This is a genomic window from Streptomyces sp. NPDC046215 (assembly GCF_040646215.1).
Taxonomy (GTDB): Bacteria; Actinomycetota; Actinomycetes; order Streptomycetales; family Streptomycetaceae; genus Streptomyces; species Streptomyces stramineus.
Genome location: NZ_JBEYZW010000015.1, coordinates 40,142 through 58,480, shown reverse-complemented (window position 1 = coordinate 58,480; position 18,339 = coordinate 40,142). Strand labels below are relative to the sequence as shown.

The following is an 18,339-nucleotide window of genomic DNA, read 5'->3' as shown; positions in this document are numbered from 1 at the left end:
GCCGCGGTCGCCGGGCGGCGGAAACACAGTGGTGTGCCGCTTCCACCGCGGCAAGCGGACAGGCGGACAGGTGGACAGGCGGACAAAAGGCGACCGGAACGACAGCGGCTGCGCCCCCGGTTGTGAGCCGGGGGCGCAGCCGCGTGGTCGGTGCTACTTCGGGTCGCGGTTGAAGGCCGACTTCGACCAGAAGTAGCCGAGCGTGGAGAGGGCCACGCACCAGGCCACCGCGAGCCACCCGTTGTGGCCGATCTCGGTGCCCAGCAGCAGGCCGCGCAGGGTTTCGATGGCCGGGGTGAACGGCTGGTACTCGGCGATCGGCTGGAACCAGCCCGGCATCGAGTCGACCGGGACGAAGGCGCTGGAGATCAGCGGCAGGACGATCAGCGGCAGCGCGTTGTTGCTGGCGGCCTCGGCGTTCGGGCTGACCATGCCCATGCCGACCGCGATCCAGGTGAGCGTCAGGGCGACCAGTGCCATCAGTCCGAACGCCGCCAGCCACTCCAGGGCCGTGGCGTTCGTGGACCGGAAGCCGATGGCCACGGCGACGGCGCCCACGAGGACCACGCTGGCCACCGACTGCAGCACGCTGCTGATGACGTGCCCGATGAGCACCGAGCCGCGGTGGATCGCCATGGTGCGGAAGCGGGCGATGATGCCCTCGGTCATGTCGTTGGAGACGGAGACCGCTGTTCCGACCACGGTGCCGCCGATCGTCATCATCAAGATGCCCGGCACGAGGTAAGCGATGTAATCGGAGCGGTCGGCACCGTCGCCCATGCCCGCGCTCATCACGTCACCGAAGATGTAGACGAAGAGCAGCAGCAGGACGATCGGCGTCAGCAGCAGGTTCAGGGTGAGGGACGGGTAGCGGCGCGCGTGCAGGAGGTTGCGGCGCAGCATCGTGGACGAGTCGCGCAGGGCCAGGGAGAGGGAACTCATCGGACAGCCTCCTTCGGCTGGTTCGGCTGGGTCGGCCGGCCGGAGCCGGTGAGGGCGAAGAAGACGTCGTCGAGGTCGGGGGTGTGCACGGTCAGCTCGTCCGCCTCGATACCGGCCGAATTCAGCCAGTCGAGGATGGAGCGCAGCTCGCGCTGGCTGCCGTCGCTGGGGATCTGCAGCGACAGCGCCTCGTCGTCCCGGGTGACCTCGCGCAGCGCGGAGGCGGCGGACCGGTACGCGGCGGGGTCGGAGAAGCGCAGCCGTACGTGCCCGCCCGGGATGAGCCGCTTCAGTTCCTCGGCGGTGCCCTCGGCGGCGATCTTGCCGTCGTTGAGCACGGCGATGCGGTCGGCGAGTTCGTCGGCCTCCTCCAGGTACTGGGTGGTGAGGAAAACCGTCACCCCGTCGGAGACCAGGGCGCGGATGATGCCCCACATGTTGTGGCGGGAGCGCGGGTCGAGGCCGGTGGTCGGCTCGTCGAGGAAGATGATGCGCGGGTTGCCGACCAGGGTCATGGCGATGTCGAGGCGGCGCTTCATGCCGCCGGAGTAGGTGGAGGCGGGCTTCTTCGCCGCCTCCACCAGGTCGAAGCGCTCCAGCAGGTCGGCGGCGACGCGCCGGCCCTCACGCTTGGACAGGTGGTGCAGGTCCGCCATGAGGAGCATGTTCTCCTCGCCGGTGATCAGTCCGTCGACGGCGGAGAACTGGCCGGTGACGCCGATCGCGGCGCGCACCCCGTTCGGTGACGCGGTGACGTCGTGGCCCGCGACCTGTGCCTGTCCGCCGTCGGCGGTGATGAGCGTGGACAGGATCTTCACGACGGTGGTCTTGCCGGCGCCGTTGGGCCCGAGCAGCGCGAAGACCGAGCCGGCCGGGATGCGCAGGTCGATGCCGTCGAGGACGGTCTTGTCGCCGTACGACTTGCGCAGACCGACGGCGGAGACGGCGGCCGGCGACGCGTAACCGTCGCTTCGGCTGGATGTGGGCATGACAAAAGAAGGCATGGGGCCCTCCGTTCGAAGGGTGCAGAGTGAAGGGGGTGGGGGCGGGACCGGTGGCGAGAGTGGAGCTCAGGCCTTCGCGCGGAGGATGTCGATGTTGCCGTACCGGGTGCGGGCGTGGACCTCGACGGTGTCCTCGGCCTTGCCCGGGGTCTCGGAGGCGGTGAGCATGTTGCGCACCTGGCCGGAGCTGGAGTGGGCGTCGAGCCAGGCGGCGGTGCCCTCGCGGATGCCGACCTCGATGGTGCCGTAGGAGGTCTCCAGCCGGACGGTGCCGCGCGCCACTTCGCCCACGCGCACGGCGCCGTGCGCGGTGACGGCGGTGACCGAGCCCTCGGCCCGCCGGATCTCGATGTCGCCGTTGGCGCCGCGCACCCGCAGCTCCCCGGTCGCCGCGCCGACGGTCGTGGTGCCGTGCGAGTTCTTCAGGACGGCCGGGCCGTCGACGGTGCCGACGCGCAGGCTGCCGGAGCTGGTGGTGATCTCGGCCGTGCCCTCGACGCGGTCCACGGTGATCGAGCCGTGGGAGGCGGTCAGCGTCAGGGGGCCGGTGGTGTCGAGGCGGACGTCGCCGGACGAGGTCTTCACGCGGACCTCGCCGAGCCGGCCCGTGCCGAGCACCTGGGCCCAGGAACCGGTCACCTCGACGCCCGAGCCCGTGGGCAGTTCGACCGTCACGTCCACGGTGCCGGTCCGGCCGAACGGATTCGACTTGGGCGTCCGGACGGTCAGGACGCCGCTCGCGCAGGTGACCTCCGTCTGGTCGGCCGTCCGCACGTCCCGGTCCTTCTTCGGGTCGCGGGGCCGCACCTCGACGACGGTGTCGAGGCGGTCACCCGCCACGAACTGGATGGAACCGGCCTCCACGTGCGCCGTGGCCGAGAGCGGTCCGGAGGTCTCGAAAGAAGGCATGGCTGTCCCGTCCTCTTGGGTCTTGGGGTCGTCCCAGCAGGTGGGACGTGGTGTGGGTGAAGTGGTGCGGGGTGCGGGCGCGAAGGCGGTTAACGCATCCAGCCCGTGATGCTCTGTCCGATCGTCTGGGCCCTCTCCGGCGTGCGCGGCCGGGTGCCGCCGTCGACCGCGGCCGACACGGCGCGCACCAGCCACGCGTTGACCGACAGGCCCTCGCGGCTCGCGGCCTCCTCGGCGCGGGCCTTGAGGTGGGCGGGCAGGCGCAGGTTGACGCGGGCGGTGCCGCCCTCGTCGCCGTCGGCCGGGGCCGGGGCCGTGAACGGCTCGACGGGCGCGGCCGGCGCGGCGGGGGCGCCGCCGTCGGTGGACGGCAGGGTCACCACGAAGTCGGGGTCCAGGCCGCGCAGCCGTACGTCGACCGAGCCGGGGGCGAGCTCGCGGGTGATCTCGTCCATCGCCGCGGAGAGCACGTTCAGCAGGGTCAGCCGGGTCGCCGACTCCAGAGGGGCGGTGAGCCGCTCGGCCAGCTCGCGGGCTTCGTCGCCACCGGCCTCGGCGGCCACCGCGAGTTCGCGGCGGAGGGTGTCGACATACGGGGTGAGGTCCATGACGTCATCATGGCACCATTGTGGCGCCATGCGCAAGCCTGATGGCGTCGCCTCGGGTGTGAACTTCTGAAGAAGCGCTCTGACCTGCGGAAATGCTGGGAGGTGGCGCCGGGCTGGGAGGGTGTCGTCCGGGCTCGGGTGCCCATTCGGGCTAGAGGTGGCACCGCGTGGCGTCAGATGGCGCTAAATGGTGCCACTCGGCGTCATGTGGCGCCATGCGCGCCCGGGGAGATCCGCCGTCGCGGCTTGATCGTCATGGCTTGAACCCTGCGGTTCGCGGGGTTCGGCCTGATCTTCTCTCCCTGAGGCCCCTCCTCCCCGTAACATTACCTGCCGGTAACGTTACGGGGGCGGAGGGATGTTTCTTGTGAATACTGTACAAACCCACGCTGCTGGGGCCCGGTTGAAGCCGAAGACCCGGGTCAGGCGGATGCCGCGCGAGGTGCGCGAGCGCCAGATGCTCGACGCGGCCGTGCAGGTCTTCGCGCGCCGCGGCTACCGCCCGGCGTCGATGGACGAGATCGCCGAGCTCGCCGGGGCCTCCAAGCCGCTCGTGTACCTCTACCTGAACTCCAAGGAGGAACTGTTCAGCGCCTGCGTCCGGCGGGAGGCCGACGCGCTGGTCAGGGCCGTGCGGGACGCGGTGGACCCGGACTCGCCCGCCGAGCGGCGGCTGTGGGACGGCCTGCGCGGGTTCTTCGCGCACACGGCCGCCCACCCCGACGGCTGGGCGGTCCTGCACTGCCAGGCCCGCACGCACGGCGAGCCCTTCGCGCTGGAAGTGGCCGCCGTGCGGCAGAAGCTCGTCGACATCGTCACCCACCTGATAGCGGAGACCGCGGCCGAGGGCAGCTGCGGCGCGCCCCTGGCCGGGCACGAGGCGTCCGGGCTGGCCAACGCGCTGGTGGGCGCCGCCGAGGCGCTCGCCGGGTGGTCCAACGCCCGCACGGACGAGGCGCCTTCGGCCACCGAGCGGGCCCGGACGCTGATGAACTTCGCCTGGGCCGGGCTGGAGAACCTCACCAACGGACGGCGCTGGGCGCCCGCCCGTCCGTGAGGGTCCCTCCAGGGCCGGGGCCGACGTCCGGGTGCGGCCGGACCGCCCCGCCCCGGGCCTTCCGGCGCGGCCTCGTAAGAGCGCCCGCACCGGACACCGCCCGCCGAGCCGCGAAGCTCCACCGGCCCGGCCCCGCCGAGCCGCCTTCCCCCGGCACCTTCCGGTCCGAAGACACGAGGCGGTCTGGAACGCACGGGAGCGGAGTCGTACATTCGCAGCCGAGGTTGCTTGTGGGCCCGACTACAGGAGCCGCACGTGTCCATACCGCACAGCGCCGCACCCCCGCCACCCCTCGTACCGCCCCGGGCCACCCGCGTCCGGGGCGTCGTCCGCGAGGCGTCCGTCCCCCCGCTCGTCCCACCCGTCTCCCGGGGATCCCTGGGAGACCTGCCCTTCGACAACGCCGCCGCCGACCCCACCGCCCCCGTCCTCAGCCGCAAACAGCCGGACGGCACCTGGCGCGACGTCACCGCGGCCACCTTCGCCGCCGAGGTCCTGGCCACCGCCAAAGGGCTGATCGCCCACGGCCTGCGCCCCGGCGACCGGCTGGCCGTCATGGCCCGCACCTCCTACGAGTGGACGCTCCTGGACTTCGCCGGCTGGGCGGCCGGCCTGGTCACCGTCCCCGTCTACCCCACCTCCTCCGCCGACCAGGTCCGCTGGATCCTCGCCGACTCCGGGGCCGCCGCCTGCGCCGTCGAAAGCACCGCCCAGGAAGGCCTGGTGGCCGGTGAACGGGACGGCCTCCCCGCCCTGAGGCACCTCTGGTGCTTCGACGCGGGCGCCGTCGGCCGGCTCGCGGCCGCCGGCCGGGAGCTGCCCCGGACTGCCGTCGACGAGGCCCGCGCCACCCGCACCCCCGACGACATCGCCACCCTCATCTACACCTCGGGCACCACCGGCCGCCCCAAAGGCTGTGTCCTCACCCACGCCAACTTCTGCACGGCCACCGACAACACCACCGAGCTGCTCCACCCCGTCTTCAAGGCGTCCGCCGGAGCCCCCGCCTCCACGCTCCTCTTCCTGCCGCTCTCGCACGTCTTCGGCCGCTCGGCCGCCGTCGGCTGCATGCGGGCGCGCGTCCGGCTGGGCCACGCGCCGTCCCTGCGGACCGAGGACCTCCTCGCCGACCTCGCCGGGTTCCGGCCGACGTTCCTGATGGCCGTCCCCTACGTCCTGGAGAAGGTCTACAACACCGGCCGCGCCACGGCCGAACGGCGCGGCCGCGCCGCCTCCTTCGACCGGGCCGCCCGCGTCGCCCGGCGGTACGGGGAGGCCGAGGAGGCCCGGCGGCGTGGGGACGGACCCGGGCCCGGACCCGGGCTGCGGGCGGCCCGCGCCCTGTACGACCCGCTCGTCTACCGCCGGATCCGGGCCGCGCTCGGCGGCGAGGTCCGCTACGTGCTCAGCGGCGGCTCACCGCTGGGGGAGCGGCTCGCCGCGTTCTGCGCGGGCGCCGGCATCGAGGTGTTCGAGGGCTACGGGCTGACGGAGACGACGGCCGGCGCCACCGTCACCCCGCCGCTGCGGCCCCGCCGCGGCACGGTCGGCTGGCCGCTGCCGGGCGGCGCGGTGCGGATCGCCGAGGACGGCGAGGTGCTGCTGCGCGGCGGGCACGTCTTCGCCGGGTACTGGGACGCCGGGCGCGGGGCGGCCGTGCCCGCCGGGCCGGGGGAGTGGTTCGCCACCGGCGACCTGGGCGCGCTCGACACCGAGGGCTACCTCACGATCACCGGCCGCAAGAAGGAGCTGATCGTCACCTCCGCGGGCAAGAACGTCGCCCCGGCTCCGCTGGAGGACCGGGTGCGCGCCCACCCCCTCGTCGGCCAGTGCGTGGTCATCGGTGACGACCGCCCCTACGTCACCGCCCTGATCACCCTCGAACCCGACGGGCTGGCCCACTGGCTGCGGATGCGCCCCGAGGGGGCGCCGGCCGGCGCACCGGCGGACGACCCGGAGCTGCGGGCGGAGCTCCAGCGGGCGGTGGACGACGCCAACACCCTCGTCTCCCGCGCCGAATCGATTCGCCGCTTCGCGGTCCTGCCGGGGCAGTTCACCGAGGAGAGCGGTCACCTCACCCCGTCCATGAAGCTCAAGCGGACGGCGATCGCCCGGGACTTCGTGGCCGAGATCACGGCGCTGTACGAGCGCTGACCCGTGAGCGCCCCGTACCGGCCTCTTGGGGGAGGGCGGTACGGGGTCTCGTCCCCGGCGGGTCAGCAGTTGCCGGTGGTCCGCTTGTCCGCGAAGCGGTCGGCCAGCCAGTTCGCAGCCGGGATCGACTCGGTGATCACCCCGAGGACGTGCTCGCCCAGCGGCAGCGACTTCCACTGGACGGCGCCGCCCTTGGCGCACCAGTCGGCGCGCAGCTGCTTGCCGACGCCGTAGGGGATCAGCTCGTCGATGACCCCGTGGTAGAGGTACACGGGCCGGCTCGGGGCGTGCGAGCCGAGGGCGGAGGAGCGCAGCACCCGCTGCCAGTCCGCCTCGGAGAGCGGGTTCGTCACCGTGACGTCGGAGATCCGCTTGAAGAGGCCGGCGACGGCGCTGACGGCCACGCAGTTCTTGCGCAGGAAGTCGACGTAGAAGCGGCCCCTGTCGTTGAGGTACTTGTCCAGGTCCAGCTCGGGGTGGGCGGCGTTCTGGCCGACGGCCGCCATGAGGATCAGGCCGGCGCCGATGCCCCCGTCGTTGTACTCAGCGGTCCGCAGGAGGTCGGCGGGCACGCCGCCGGTGGCCGTGCCCTTGAGGTTGAGCTCGGGAGCGTAGGAATCGTGCAGCTCGGCGGCCCAGCTGCTGGCCTGCCCGCCCTGGGAGTAGCCCATGATGCCCACGGGCGAGTCCTTGCCGAGCCCGGCCTCGGGCAGTCTCAGCGCGGCGCGGGCCGCGTCGAGGACGGCGTGGCCCGCGGAGCGGCCGACGACGTAGGTGTGGTCGCCGGGGGTGCCCAGCCCCTCGTAGTCGGTGACGGCGACGGCCCAGCCGCGCAGGGTGAGCTGCTGGATGAGGTTGGCCTCCAGCGTGGTGCCGTTCGGGAAGCCGGCGGAGGGGGCGCACTTGTCGGCCAGGCCGACGGTCCCGACGGCGTAGGTGATCAGCGGGCGGGGGCCTTTCCGGCCGTCCTGGGGGACGATCACGGTGCCCGAGACGACGTTGGGGGCGCCCTTGGCGGTGGTGGAGCGGTAGGTGATGTGCCAGGAACGGGTGAGGGTGGGCTGGCCGGGCAGCGGGTGGAAGGACGTGGGGGCGGAGCTGACGATGTCGCCCGGTGCCGTGGCCCGGGGCGCGGCCGAGGCGGTGCCCGTGCCCGCCAGGCCGAGCGAGACGGCCAGGGCGGTGAGCGCGGCGAGGGCTGTGGTGCGCAGGTGCATGCGGCTCTCCCGACTGTGCAGGGTGATGGACCGGCGGTGGAGCGGTGGTGGTGACCGTAGTGACTGCCGGGGCCGCCGGGAGCTGACCGGGGTGCTCAGCTTTGCTGACCGTGGAGCCGGTAGGCACCGGTGTGCTGCCCGTGGAGCCGGACTGCTCAGCTTTGCTGACCGTGGAGCCGGAAGGTGCCGGTCTGCTGGCCGTCGAGCCGGAAGGCACCGGGCGTCGTGCCCGTCCAGCGGCGGAACGCCCGGTGGAAGGCGGTGTCCTCGGAGAACCCCAGCCGGGCCGCGAGCTGGGCGATGGGCTCCTGGCCCTCGGCCAGGCTGCTGACCGCGGCCTCCCGCCTGACCTGGTCCTTCAGCCGCCGGTAGGAGGTGCCCTCCGCCTGGAGCCGGCGGCGCAGCGTCGCGGGGCTCACCGCGAGCCGGGCGGCTATCTGCGCCACCTCCGGCAGCCGGGCCGCGCGGCCCTCGCGAAGGGCCCGTACGAGTGAACGCCGGACCTGCTCGGCGACGGTCGTGGCGTAGTCCCGGCGGGTAAGGAGGTCGGCGGGGGCCCGCCGCAGCAACTCCGCCAGGCTCTCCTCGTCCTGGACGACGGGCGCGGCCAGCCACCGCGGGTCGAAGCCGGCCCGGGTGCGGCGGGCGCCGAAGCGGACGGGACAGCCGAGGAGCAGGTCGTACTCGGCCGCGTAGGGCGGGGCCGGGTGGGCGAACTCGGCCCAGCGCAGGGGAATGCGGCGGTCGATGAACCAGCTCGCCAGCCGGTGCCAGATCACGATCAGGCACTCGCCGAGGAAAGCGCCCTCGGGGATGCCCCGCAGGTCGTCGCGGAGGGTGAACACCGCGTCGTCACCGAGGCGTTCGAGCGCGAGGTCGGGCCCGGCGGGGAAGAGCCCGTAGAAGCGGGTGGCCCGCTCCACGGCCGAGGCCAGGTCGCGGCAGCCGACGCAGGTGCAGCACATCATCGCGAAGGTGCCCTGCCGGCTGGGCGCGGGGGCCAGGCCCAGGAACTCGTCACCCGTCGCCCGGCGCACGCCGTTGACCAGCCGGGTGAACTGCTCGGGCGTCACCCGGGCCCGGTCGTCGCCGAGCAGCAGCGGCGGGATCCGCGCGGCCTGGAGCAGGGGGACGGGGTCGATGCCGAGCCGCTCCGCCCCGCCGAGGGCCGCCCTGACGTAGTGCACGGTGATCGTGCGCCTCATGCCGTGCACGGTAGCCCGATTGAGCGCTGAGGACAGCGGTGCTGACGGTTCCGGTCATCCCGGTGAGCGGGGTTGGCTCCGTAGCGTCAGGAATTGTCCGAATGCACTCAGGGAGGCGTCATGCGGCAACGACCCGGCACGCTCGCGGTGCTCGTGGAATGGGCGGCCGAACAGTACGGCGGCCTGCCGGCCCTGCGGTTTCGGACGCCCGGCACCGCCGGCTGGACGGAGACCGGTTACACGGAGCTCCGCACGGCCGTACGGGCCGTCGGCCGGGGCCTGCTCGGCCTCGGGGTGCGCCCGGGCGACCGGGTGGCGATCCTCGCCGAGACCCGGCCGGAGTGGACCCGCGCCCACTTCGGGGCGCTGGCCGCGGGCGCGGTCGTGGTCCCGGTCTATCCGACGGCGGGTGAGGAGGAACTGGCCTGGGTGCTCGCCGACTCGGGCGCGTCCGTGGTCGTCTGCGAAGACGAGGCGCAGGCGGCGCGGGTGGCCGCGGTGCGCGGGAAGCTGCCGGAGCTGCGGCACGTGGTGCTGATGGACGGCGGGGCGGGGGCGCTCCCGCTGGACGCGCTGCCCGGCCCGGCGCCGGAAGGGGAGTTACTGGCGCGGGCCCGGTCCCGCCGCCCCGAGGACGTGTGCGTCATCGTCTACACCTCCGGCACCACCGGTCTCCCCAAAGGCTGCCGCCTCACCCATCGCAACTTCACGGCGGTGGACGGCGCCACCGCCGAGCTCATCGGAGGGGGTCCGGGGCACACCACCTTCCTCTACCTGCCGCTCGCCCACCTCCTGGCCCAGCTCATCCAGCTGTCCGCGCTCGTGGAGGGCGGCACCGTCTGCTTCTTCGGCGGGCGGATCGAGAACGTCGTCGCCGACCTGGCCGAGGCCCGCCCCACCCATCTGCCGTCCGTGCCCCGCCTGTTCGAGAAGGTCCACGCCTCGGTGGCCGCGCTCGCCGACTCCCGGGGACCCGAGGCCCGGGCCCGCTTCGACGCGGCGATCCGCACCGGCCTCGCGGTCGCCGCGGCGCGCGAGCGGGGCGAGGAGCCCGGGGCCGCGCTGCTGGCCGCCTGGCGGGAGGCGGACGAGAGCCTCTTCTCACCCGTCCGGGAGGCATTCGGCGGCCGGCTGCGGCTGGCGATCACCGGGGCCGCGCCGATCGCCCCGCAGACCCTGGACTTCCTGCGCGCCTGCCGGATCGCGGTCTACGAGGGCTACGGCATGACGGAGGCCACCGGGGTGATCACCCTCAACCACCCGGGCGCCGTGCGGCACGGAACGGTGGGCCGGCCGGTGGCCTGCGCCGAGGTGCGGATCGCGGCGGACGGCGAGGTGCTCGCGCGCGGCGCCGGCGTCTTCGCGGGCTACCACAACGACCCGGCCGCGACCGCCGCGGTGCTGGGCGCGGACGGCTGGCTGCGCACCGGGGACCTCGGCAGCCTCGACGTGGACGGGTTCCTGTCCATCACCGGGCGCAAGAAGGACCTGATCATCACGTCGGGCGGCAAGAACCTCACACCGTCACTGGTGGAGTTCGCCCTCCAGCAGTCCCGCTGGATCTCCCGCGCGGTCATGGTCGGCGACCGCCGTCCGTACCCGGTGGCGCTGCTCACCCTGGACGCGGCGGAGATCGCCGCCTGGGCCGGCCGTGAGGGGGTGCAGCTCGACGGGCCCCCGGCCCGGCACCCGGCTGTCCGGGCGCTGTGCGAGGAGGCGGTCGCGGCCGCGAACCGGCAGGTCTCCCGGCCGGCCCGGATTCGGGCCTTCGCAATTCTGGACGCCGACTTCAGCGTCGGGGACGGGACGCTGACCCCGACCCTGAAACTCCGGCGGGCGGCCATCGCCGACCGCTACGCGATCGAGATCGATGCACTGTATGAACGAAAGTGAAAGAAAGCGTCGCAAGTGAAAGCGGAAGCGAACGGGAAGGGAACGGGGAGGGGACTAAAGCGGAAAGGCAGGAGCCCTGCCCCTCCGCCGAAGCGGAAGAAGGACAGGGCTCCTTGGGTACAGCGTGTCGATCGCGATCGGCAACCGTCGTACCGGAGAGATCCGAGGATCAGACCGGGGTGACGTTCTCCGCCTGCGGGCCCTTCGGGCCCTGCGTGACGTCGAAGTTGACCTGCTGGTTCTCCTCGAGGGAGCGGAAGCCAGCGGCGTTGATCGCGGAGTAGTGGACGAAGACGTCGGGGCCCCCGCCGTCCTGGGCGATGAAGCCAAAGCCCTTTTCAGCGTTGAACCACTTCACGGTTCCGGTAGCCATAAGCCCTCCTTGGGCCAAAGGGTTGCCCTGCTCCAGAACCTGCGAGAAGTCTGAAAACTACAAAAGCCTGCGGGGTCACATGCTCCGCAGGCTCTGTACTGCAAGGGAAACCAAACTGCAACTTGCGGCGAGCCTAGCACGCGAAGTTCTTGCTGCGAAAGAGTCGAAGATCACGCTGTCGGATGGTTTTCCGGCTCTCGCGGTCGGAAAAGATCGACGGTTGGGCCGGGCCCGCCGGGACCCCCCGGCCCGCCCTCCGAAGGGCCGCGGGCTAGCCTCCGGATGTGGACAATTCAGCCTCAGACCCCACCGGCCGGAACACTCCCGGCGCCGCTTCGGCCGAGCGCCGCAGCCGCCCCCGCGTCGGCCACATCCAGTTCCTCAACTGCCTCCCCCTGTACTGGGGGCTCGCCCGCACCGGCACGCTCCTCGACCTGGACCTGACCAAGGACACCCCGGAGAAGCTCAGCGAGCAACTGATCCGCGGCGACCTGGACATCGGCCCGGTCACCCTCGTCGAGTACCTGCGCAACGCCGACGACCTGGTCGCCCTCCCGGACATCGCCGTGGGCTGCGACGGCCCGGTGATGTCCTGCGTGATCGTCTCGCAGCTGCCGCTGGACCGGCTGGACAAGGCACGGGTCGCGCTCGGCTCCACCTCGCGCACCTCGGTGCGGCTCGCGCAGCTGCTGCTGGCCGAGCGCTACGGGGTCGAGCCGGAGTACTACACCTGCCCGCCCGACCTGGGGCTGATGATGCGGGAGGCGGACGCCGCCGTCCTGATCGGGGACGCCGCCCTGCGGGCCTCCCTGCACGACGCGCCCCGGCTCGGCCTGGAGGTCCACGACCTGGGGCAGATGTGGAAGGAGTGGACGGGGCTGCCGTTCGTCTTCGCTGTGTGGGCCGTGCGCCGCGACTACCTGGCCCGCCAGCCGCGCATCGTCTCCCAGGTCCACGAGGCGTTCCTCGCCTCCCGGGACGTGTCCCTGAAGGAGGTCGGGAAGGTCGCCGAGCAGGCGGCGCGCTGGGAGGCGTTCGACGCCGAGCTCCTGGAGCGCTACTTCACCACGCTGGACTTCCGCTTCGGCGCGGGACAGCTGGCCGGCGTCACCGAGTTCGCCCGCCGCACCGGACCGACGACGGGCTTCCCCGCCGACGTGCGGGTGGAACTGCTGGAGCCCTGACCCCGGGGTTCGGGGTCAGGGCTCCAGCGAGCGAAGGTGCCGCGGTCAAGGGGCCGGGCGGCCGGGGAACAGGACGGTGCCCGGCCGCGGGATCAGGGCTCGACGGGTCCCGTCATCTGGTCACTGATCCACTTCATGCTGCCCGCGTTCATGCCGTCGATGTAGGTCTTGGCGTTGTGCGTGCCGCCCTCGATCACCTGCAGGTGGGTGTGGACGGGGCCCTTGTTGCCGTACGTGGCGATGAACTTGTCCACGTGCGGAATGACGCTCTTCTCCTTCGACCCGTACTGGAAGGCGAGATAGACGTCCGGTCCCTTGCGGGCGATGAGGTCCTTCGCCAGCAGCTCGGGGTTGTTCTCGTTCTTCTCCTTCTCGTAGCCCTTCCACAGGGGCGAGTCGGGGAGGATGTCCGGGCCGGAGGCGATCACGGCCTTGAACTTGTCCGGGTGCTTGAGCACGGCCTTCAGGCCGGCGAAGGCGCCGGAGGAGGAGCCCATGAACGCCCAGCCGTCGCGCGACTTCACCGTGCGGAAGTTGGCCTTGATCAGGTCCGGGACGTCCTCGGTCAGCCAGGTGCCCATCTTCGGCTGGCCCGGGATGTCACTGCCGTCCCAGTAGAGCCCGCCGGTGTCCGGCTTGGGGTTGAGGACCGGCATGGCCAGGATGAACGGCTTGCCCTTGCCCTCGTTGTACCACTTGGTGACGGACGACTGGAGGTGGAGGCCACCGTCGTCCATCCAGTAGTTGTTGGGGAACCCGGGGCCGCCGGGGAGGGCGATCAGGACGGGGAAGCCGCTCTTGGCGAACTTCTCCTCCTTGTACGCCTTGGGGGCCCAGACCCAGACCTTGCCCTTGAAGCCGGACTTCTTGCCGTCCAGCGTGGTCACGGCGACCTGGGTGCCGTCCGAGAGGGTGCTGGTGTTCTTGAACTCGGCGACCGGCCCGGTGGGCATCAGCACCTTGGAGTCCGGGGCCTGCCCGCCGCCCGCGCCGCCGGCCTGGCCGCCCTTGGCCTGGTCCTGGCCGAAGCTCACGGGCTTGCCCTTGTCGGAGAACGGGCCGATCTTGAGGTAGTTGAGCACCCCGCCGGCTATGAGCCCGAGTACGGCTATGGAGGCCACCACGATGGTCCATCGTTTGGCCCGGGATGCACGGCGGTGGCCTTGGGACTGGTAGGCCCCGTTGTTCAGGTGCGTCATCGCGTCGCTCCGGATGATGCTGCTGCCCCGAAGGACATGACGGTCTGTTCCGTCCTGGTGGATGGGAGAACCGGGCTTCGGGGTTCCTGGGACACCCCGTGAAATGAGTCATAGCCTGCAAATCGGGGCCCAAAGGGTCCCCACCGGGGGAGGCGAAGGGCCCGATGCAGCCATTGCTGGCGGAAGATCCGCAGGTCATCGGCGCGTACCGGCTGCTGGGGCGGCTGGGCGCGGGCGGCATGGGCCGGGTGTACCTGGGCCGCAGCGCCGGCGGGCGGACGGTCGCGGTCAAGGTCGTGCACCCCCAGTACGCCCTCGATGAACAGTTCCGGGCCCGCTTCCGCCGGGAGGTGGCGGCGGCCCGCCGGGTCGGCGGCGATCTGGGCGCTGAGCCGCACGGCACGTGGACGGCGCCCGTCCTGGACGCCGACCCGGACGCCCCCGTGCCGTGGGTGGCCACCGGGTATGTGGCCGGGCCGTCCCTCACCCAGGCCGTCGAGGACACCGGCGCCCAGCCGGAGCGGACCGTACGAGCCCTCACCGCGGGGCTGGCCGAGGCACTGGCCGCGGTGCACGCCCTGGGCCTCGTCCACCGGGACGTCAAGCCGTCCAACGTGCTGCTGACCCTGGACGGCCCGCGGCTGATCGACTTCGGCATCGCCCGGGCCACCGACGCCACCGCGTCCCTGACCGCCACCGGGGTGTCCGTCGGTTCCCCCGGCTACATGGCACCCGAGCAGATCCTGGGCCGGGAGGTGACGGGCGCGGCCGACGTCTTCTCGCTCGGTGCCGTCCTCGCCTACGCGGCCACCGGGGAACCCCCCTTCCCCGGCGATCACGCCGCCGTCCTCCTCTACCGCGTCGTCCACGAGCCGCCCGCCCTGGGGCCGCGGCTCACCGGCGAGCTGCGGGCCCTCGCCGAGAGCTGCCTGGCCAAGGACCCCGGCGACCGGCCGGCCCCCGGCGAGGTGGTCCGGCGGCTGGCCCCCGGCGGCGCGGCCACGCTCGTCCGCTCCGGCTGGCTGCCGGGGCCGCTGGTGGAGAGCGTGAGCCGGCGGGCCGTGGAACTGCTGAATCTGGAGGCCGCCGGCTTCGACGCGCCGGGCGCCTCCGCTGCGTCCGGCTCCTCCGGCTCCTCTGGCCCGTCCATCCGGGAAGCGACCGCACCGGACGGGCCGGCGGACGCCCCGCCCGTCCCGTCCGCCTCGCCCGCCCCGCCCACCGGCAAGAAGATCGAGGTGACCGCCGGGGCGGGCGGCGGGCAGCGCCGCCCGCGCCGGCTGAGCTGCACCCTGGTGGTGTCCCTCGCCGCCGCGCTGGCCGTCGCGACGTCCCTGCTGTTCGTCTTCGACCTGCTGCCCGGCAGGGAGAACGGCGGCGGACCCGCCTCCGACGCGCGGCGGCCCCCCGCCGCCTCCGCCCCGGCCTCGGACAAAGACCCGTCCGCCACCGTCCCCAAGGCGTTCCTCGGTACCTGGAACGGCGAGATCCGCCAGGCCGACGGCACCCCCAACGGCACCCTGACCGCCGTCATCACCGCCGGCGGCAAGGGCGCCTACGTGGCCCGCACCACCTACAAGGCGCTGAACATCCTGGAGTGCCGCAGCAAGGCCCGGCTGCTCACCGCCAGCGCCCGCCGAATCACCCTGGAAGAGGTCACCGACGGCACCGCCGGCCTCGGCTGCACGGGCGAGACCGCGCGGATCACCTTCACCCTCGCCGACGGCGGCAAGCTCGCCTACGCCTCGCAGGACGCCAAGGGCGGCAAACCCACGGCGACGTTGGCCAGGACCGGTGGCTGACCGGCCGCCATCAGCCGCTCCGAAGGGCTGGCGTAGGCTGGATCGGACGTGTAATACCCCCTCCGAAGGGACGCCCCGGTGACCGAGAACGCCGACCTTACGTCCGTAAATGTCGCAGCCGTCCTCGACCGCGCTGCAGCCGGTGGCCGCATCACCCCCGAAGAGGCGCTCGAGCTGTACCGGTCCGCGCCGCTGCACGCCCTGGGGCAGGCGGCCGACGCCGTGCGCCGCCGCCGCTACGCGGGCACCGAGCACATCGCGACGTACATCATCGAGCGGAACATCAACTACACGAACTCGTGCGTCACCGCGTGCAAGTTCTGCGCCTTCTACGCCCCGCCGAAGAGCGACAAGGTCTGGACCCGCGGCCTCGACGACATCCTGCGCCGCTGCGCGGAGACCGTGGAGCTGGGCGGCACCCAGATCATGTTCCAGGGTGGCCACCACCCGGACTACGGCGTGGAGTACTACGAGGAGCACTTCTCGGCGATCAAGAAGGCGTTCCCGCAGCTCGTCATCCACTCCCTCGGCGCGTCCGAGGTCGAGCACATGTCGCGCATCTCGGGCGTCAGCGCCGAGGAGGCCATCCGCCGGATCCACGCCGCGGGCCTCGACTCCTTCGCGGGCGCCGGCGCCGAGCTGCTCCCGGCCCGGCCGCGCAAGGCCATCGCGCCGCTGAAGGAGTCCGGCGAGCGCTGGCTGGAGATCATGGAGCTCGCCCACACGATGGGGGTCGAGTCGACGTCCACGATGCTGATGGGCACCGGCGAGACCAACGCCGAGCGCATCGAGCACCTGCGGATGATCCGCGACGTGCAGGACCGGACGGGCGGCTTCCGCGCCTTCATCCCGTACACCTACCAGCCCGAGAACAACACGCTGAAGGGCCGGACGCAGGCCACGCTCTTCGAGTACCTGCGGATGATCGCCATCGCGCGGCTCTTCCTCGACAACGTCGCCCACATCCAGGGCTCCTGGCTGACCACGGGCAAGGAGGTCGGCCAGCTCTCCCTGCACTACGGCGCGGACGACCTCGGCTCGATCATGCTGGAGGAGAACGTCGTCTCCTCGGCCGGTGCCAAGCACCGCTCCAACCGCATGGAGATCATCGACCTCATCCGCAAGGCGGGCCGCGTCCCGGCGCAGCGCGCCACGACGTACGAGCACCTGCTCGTCCACGACGACCCGGCGAACGACCCGGTCGACGACCGCGTCGTCTCCCACCTGTCGTCGACGGCGATCGAGGGCGGCACGGCGCACCCCGAGCTGAAGCTCGTCAGCGCCGACTGAGGACGCCGCTGTGCTGACGCTTCACGCCGCACCCGCCGTGTGCCTGACCTGGGACGCGGAGCCGCTCGCCGACGGCGGTGTCGCCGTCGAGGGCGACCGGATCGCGGCCGTCGGCCCGCTCGCGGAGCTGCTGGAGCGATTCCCGGGCGCGCGGGTGCGGCGCTGGCCGGGCACGCTGGGCCCCGCGCTCGTCCACGAGGGCCCGCTGCCGGACGCGCCGAGCCCGCGGGAGCGGGTGCACGAGGTGCTGAAGCGGGGGGCCGCGGCCGTACTGGCCGAGCACGCGACCGACCCCGGGGTACGGGCGGCCGCGGGCCGGGTCGGTGTCGCCGTCCTGGAGCGGTCCCGGCCGGTGGCGATCGCCGACACCGCCCGCGCGGATCTCGCGGTGTTCGCGGAGGACGGGCGCTGTATCGCTACGGTGCTGGGTGGCCGGCTGGTACACCGGCGGGCCTGACGCCTTTTCCGGTGTGGAGCGCCGTTCATTGCTTCGGGTGACGCTACCGTCGTATATAGGACCGCGATCCGCATCCGCGTCCACACTCGCGTCCATGGGAGCAGTGATGATCGCAGAACGGCTGGAGAAGGCCACTCCTGAGAACTGGATGTTCCCGCCTGAAGAGGGCTGGACGGTGGACCAGGTGGAAGACCTGGAGCTCCCGTTCGACTGGGAACTCGTGGACGGAGTGGTCGTGGTTCGGGGGAGGACGGTGCCGTGGCACAACTGCGTGCGGGCGGGCATTGAGAGGCGACTGGTGGGTTGCCTGGTTGAACCCTATGGCGTGCTGTCGGAGCAGTGCGTCCTGATCGACAAGTACAACCCGCCGGTTCCTGACGTCGTCGTCTTGGACAAGCGGGGCTTCGACCTCTTCCAGGCCAAGTACGTCCCGGTAGAAAAGGCCGTCCTCATCGTCGAGGTGGTCTCCCCGGGCTCGCGCCAGGACGACCGCGTCCGTAAGCCGGCCATGTATGCCACAGCAGGGGTGCCGTATTACTGGCGCGTGGAGCGGGGTGAGAACGGCCTTCCCGAAGTGCACGAGTACTGGCTCCACCAAGACCGGGGTGAATACATCCCGCGTCCCATGCGCCCTTGCCATACCGGCAAGCTGGAGACCGAGCAGCCCTTCCCCGTCACCATCGACCTGGCGAGCCTGGTCGAGCTCTGAACAGACCTGCCCGTCAGTGATCCGTAAGGACGCCGTCCCCGTACGTCAGAGCCGCATCAACGGAAGCGGTCCCGCCGTTTTCGCCCGCCAGGATGGGAACCGCGGGGACGGCCGCTCAGGCCGTCTCGCGGTGTGCTGCAAGGCGTCCACCACCGGCCGGGGGGTTCGGTGGTCCCGGGGGGCGGGGGTTTCCGGGGCGGCGCGTGCGCACCGCGGGGCGGTGGCCGTCCCCGTCCAAGCAGGCGTCCCCGTCCCAGCAGGCATCGCCGTCAGGCGACGGCCCGATCGACGCGCCCCCGCCCCCTGCTCCACCGCGCCGGAGGCGCACCGTGAACA

16 protein-coding genes are annotated in these 18,339 nt (G+C 72.3%); 8 read left to right on the top strand and 8 right to left on the bottom strand.

Features of this window, described 5'->3' with window-relative positions:
* Nucleotides 1–153: 153 nt before the first annotated feature.
* The 4 genes from ABZ951_RS09480 to ABZ951_RS09465 form a co-directional block, all read right to left on the bottom strand.
* A complete protein-coding gene (locus ABZ951_RS09480) occupies nucleotides 154–942 on the bottom strand; it encodes an ABC transporter permease (RefSeq protein WP_344087254.1) in 789 nt (262 codons plus the stop codon).
* Nucleotides 939–1,931, bottom strand: coding sequence for an ATP-binding cassette domain-containing protein (locus ABZ951_RS09475; protein WP_344087413.1), 993 nt, complete (start codon nucleotides 1,929–1,931; stop codon nucleotides 939–941). Before ABZ951_RS09475 ends, ABZ951_RS09480 begins: the two co-directional genes overlap by 4 nt.
* Nucleotides 1,932–2,012: 81 nt before the next feature.
* Nucleotides 2,013–2,855 carry a DUF4097 family beta strand repeat-containing protein gene (locus ABZ951_RS09470; RefSeq protein WP_344087257.1) on the bottom strand — a complete coding sequence of 281 codons (843 nt, stop codon included), beginning with the start codon at nucleotides 2,853–2,855 and terminating at the stop codon, nucleotides 2,013–2,015.
* A gap of 89 nt (nucleotides 2,856–2,944) precedes the next feature.
* Complete coding sequence (locus ABZ951_RS09465; RefSeq protein ID WP_344087260.1) at nucleotides 2,945–3,463, bottom strand: hypothetical protein; 519 nt, start codon at nucleotides 3,461–3,463, stop codon at nucleotides 2,945–2,947.
* Nucleotides 3,464–3,893: 430 nt separating this feature from the next.
* Between ABZ951_RS09465 and ABZ951_RS09460 the strand changes: the two genes are divergently transcribed.
* Nucleotides 3,894–4,520, top strand: coding sequence for a TetR/AcrR family transcriptional regulator (locus ABZ951_RS09460; RefSeq protein WP_344087417.1), 627 nt, complete (start codon nucleotides 3,894–3,896; stop codon nucleotides 4,518–4,520).
* A gap of 261 nt (nucleotides 4,521–4,781) precedes the next feature.
* Nucleotides 4,782–6,674: an AMP-dependent synthetase/ligase gene (locus ABZ951_RS09455; RefSeq protein ID WP_344087420.1), complete on the top strand. Its 1,893-nt coding sequence runs from the start codon at nucleotides 4,782–4,784 to the stop codon at nucleotides 6,672–6,674.
* A gap of 62 nt (nucleotides 6,675–6,736) precedes the next feature.
* Here ABZ951_RS09455 and ABZ951_RS09450 read toward each other — a convergent pair whose 3' ends face one another.
* Nucleotides 6,737–7,891, bottom strand: coding sequence for a lipase family protein (locus ABZ951_RS09450; RefSeq protein WP_344087263.1), 1,155 nt, complete (start codon nucleotides 7,889–7,891; stop codon nucleotides 6,737–6,739).
* A 155-nt stretch (nucleotides 7,892–8,046) separates the two neighbouring features.
* The gene (locus tag ABZ951_RS09445) at nucleotides 8,047–9,096 is read right to left on the bottom strand and encodes an AraC family transcriptional regulator (RefSeq protein WP_344087266.1); all 1,050 of its coding nucleotides are present in this window, start codon (nucleotides 9,094–9,096) and stop codon (nucleotides 8,047–8,049) included.
* Between the two features lie 120 nt (nucleotides 9,097–9,216).
* On the opposite strand from ABZ951_RS09445, the gene ABZ951_RS09440 reads away from it, so the two are divergent.
* The gene (locus ABZ951_RS09440) at nucleotides 9,217–10,989 is read left to right on the top strand and encodes a long-chain fatty acid--CoA ligase (protein ID WP_344087269.1); all 1,773 of its coding nucleotides are present in this window, start codon (nucleotides 9,217–9,219) and stop codon (nucleotides 10,987–10,989) included.
* A gap of 169 nt (nucleotides 10,990–11,158) precedes the next feature.
* Here ABZ951_RS09440 and ABZ951_RS09435 read toward each other — a convergent pair whose 3' ends face one another.
* Nucleotides 11,159–11,362, bottom strand: coding sequence for a cold-shock protein (locus ABZ951_RS09435; RefSeq protein ID WP_014144190.1), 204 nt, complete (start codon nucleotides 11,360–11,362; stop codon nucleotides 11,159–11,161).
* A 284-nt stretch (nucleotides 11,363–11,646) separates the two neighbouring features.
* On the opposite strand from ABZ951_RS09435, the gene ABZ951_RS09430 reads away from it, so the two are divergent.
* Nucleotides 11,647–12,546 (top strand): menaquinone biosynthesis protein, encoded by a 900-nt coding sequence (locus ABZ951_RS09430; RefSeq protein WP_344087273.1) that lies wholly within the window; start codon nucleotides 11,647–11,649, stop codon nucleotides 12,544–12,546.
* 92 nt (nucleotides 12,547–12,638) lie between these two features.
* Here the strand turns inward: ABZ951_RS09430 and ABZ951_RS09425 are convergent, their stop codons facing one another.
* The gene (locus ABZ951_RS09425; protein ID WP_344087276.1) at nucleotides 12,639–13,745 is read right to left on the bottom strand and encodes an alpha/beta hydrolase-fold protein; all 1,107 of its coding nucleotides are present in this window, start codon (nucleotides 13,743–13,745) and stop codon (nucleotides 12,639–12,641) included.
* A gap of 164 nt (nucleotides 13,746–13,909) precedes the next feature.
* On the opposite strand from ABZ951_RS09425, the gene ABZ951_RS09420 reads away from it, so the two are divergent.
* The 4 genes from ABZ951_RS09420 (at nucleotide 13,910) to ABZ951_RS09405 (ending at nucleotide 18,003) form a co-directional block, all read left to right on the top strand.
* Nucleotides 13,910–15,547, top strand: a complete 1,638-nt coding sequence (locus ABZ951_RS09420; RefSeq protein ID WP_344087279.1) for a serine/threonine-protein kinase — start codon at nucleotides 13,910–13,912, stop codon at nucleotides 15,545–15,547.
* Nucleotides 15,548–15,625: 78 nt separating this feature from the next.
* Nucleotides 15,626–16,837 (top strand): cyclic dehypoxanthinyl futalosine synthase, encoded by a 1,212-nt coding sequence (gene mqnC / locus ABZ951_RS09415; RefSeq protein WP_344087282.1) that lies wholly within the window; start codon nucleotides 15,626–15,628, stop codon nucleotides 16,835–16,837.
* A gap of 10 nt (nucleotides 16,838–16,847) precedes the next feature.
* Nucleotides 16,848–17,294, top strand: a complete 447-nt coding sequence (locus ABZ951_RS09410) for a hypothetical protein (protein ID WP_344087285.1) — start codon at nucleotides 16,848–16,850, stop codon at nucleotides 17,292–17,294.
* A gap of 94 nt (nucleotides 17,295–17,388) precedes the next feature.
* Nucleotides 17,389–18,003, top strand: a complete 615-nt coding sequence (locus ABZ951_RS09405) for a Uma2 family endonuclease (protein WP_344087288.1) — start codon at nucleotides 17,389–17,391, stop codon at nucleotides 18,001–18,003.
* The last annotated feature ends 336 nt before the right edge of the window (nucleotides 18,004–18,339 follow it).

Excerpts from the sequence above, each read along its gene's own strand:
- ABZ951_RS09420 (WP_344087279.1), top strand. The coding sequence starts at position 13,910 with ATGCAGCCATTGCTGGCGGAAGATCCGCAGGTCATCGGCGCGTACCGG.
- ABZ951_RS09470 (WP_344087257.1), bottom strand. The coding sequence starts at position 2,855 with ATGCCTTCTTTCGAGACCTCCGGACCGCTCTCGGCCACGGCGCACGTG.
- ABZ951_RS09450 (WP_344087263.1), bottom strand. The coding sequence starts at position 7,891 with ATGCACCTGCGCACCACAGCCCTCGCCGCGCTCACCGCCCTGGCCGTC.
- ABZ951_RS09465 (WP_344087260.1), bottom strand. The coding sequence starts at position 3,463 with ATGGACCTCACCCCGTATGTCGACACCCTCCGCCGCGAACTCGCGGTG.
- ABZ951_RS09475 (WP_344087413.1), bottom strand. The coding sequence starts at position 1,931 with ATGCCCACATCCAGCCGAAGCGACGGTTACGCGTCGCCGGCCGCCGTC.
- ABZ951_RS09445 (WP_344087266.1), bottom strand. The coding sequence starts at position 9,096 with ATGAGGCGCACGATCACCGTGCACTACGTCAGGGCGGCCCTCGGCGGG.
- ABZ951_RS09435 (WP_014144190.1), bottom strand. The coding sequence starts at position 11,362 with ATGGCTACCGGAACCGTGAAGTGGTTCAACGCTGAAAAGGGCTTTGGC.
- ABZ951_RS09425 (WP_344087276.1), bottom strand. The coding sequence starts at position 13,745 with ATGACGCACCTGAACAACGGGGCCTACCAGTCCCAAGGCCACCGCCGT.
- ABZ951_RS09480 (WP_344087254.1), bottom strand. The coding sequence starts at position 942 with ATGAGTTCCCTCTCCCTGGCCCTGCGCGACTCGTCCACGATGCTGCGC.
- ABZ951_RS09405 (WP_344087288.1), top strand. The coding sequence starts at position 17,389 with ATGGGAGCAGTGATGATCGCAGAACGGCTGGAGAAGGCCACTCCTGAG.
- ABZ951_RS09440 (WP_344087269.1), top strand. The coding sequence starts at position 9,217 with ATGCGGCAACGACCCGGCACGCTCGCGGTGCTCGTGGAATGGGCGGCC.
- ABZ951_RS09460 (WP_344087417.1), top strand. The coding sequence starts at position 3,894 with ATGCCGCGCGAGGTGCGCGAGCGCCAGATGCTCGACGCGGCCGTGCAG.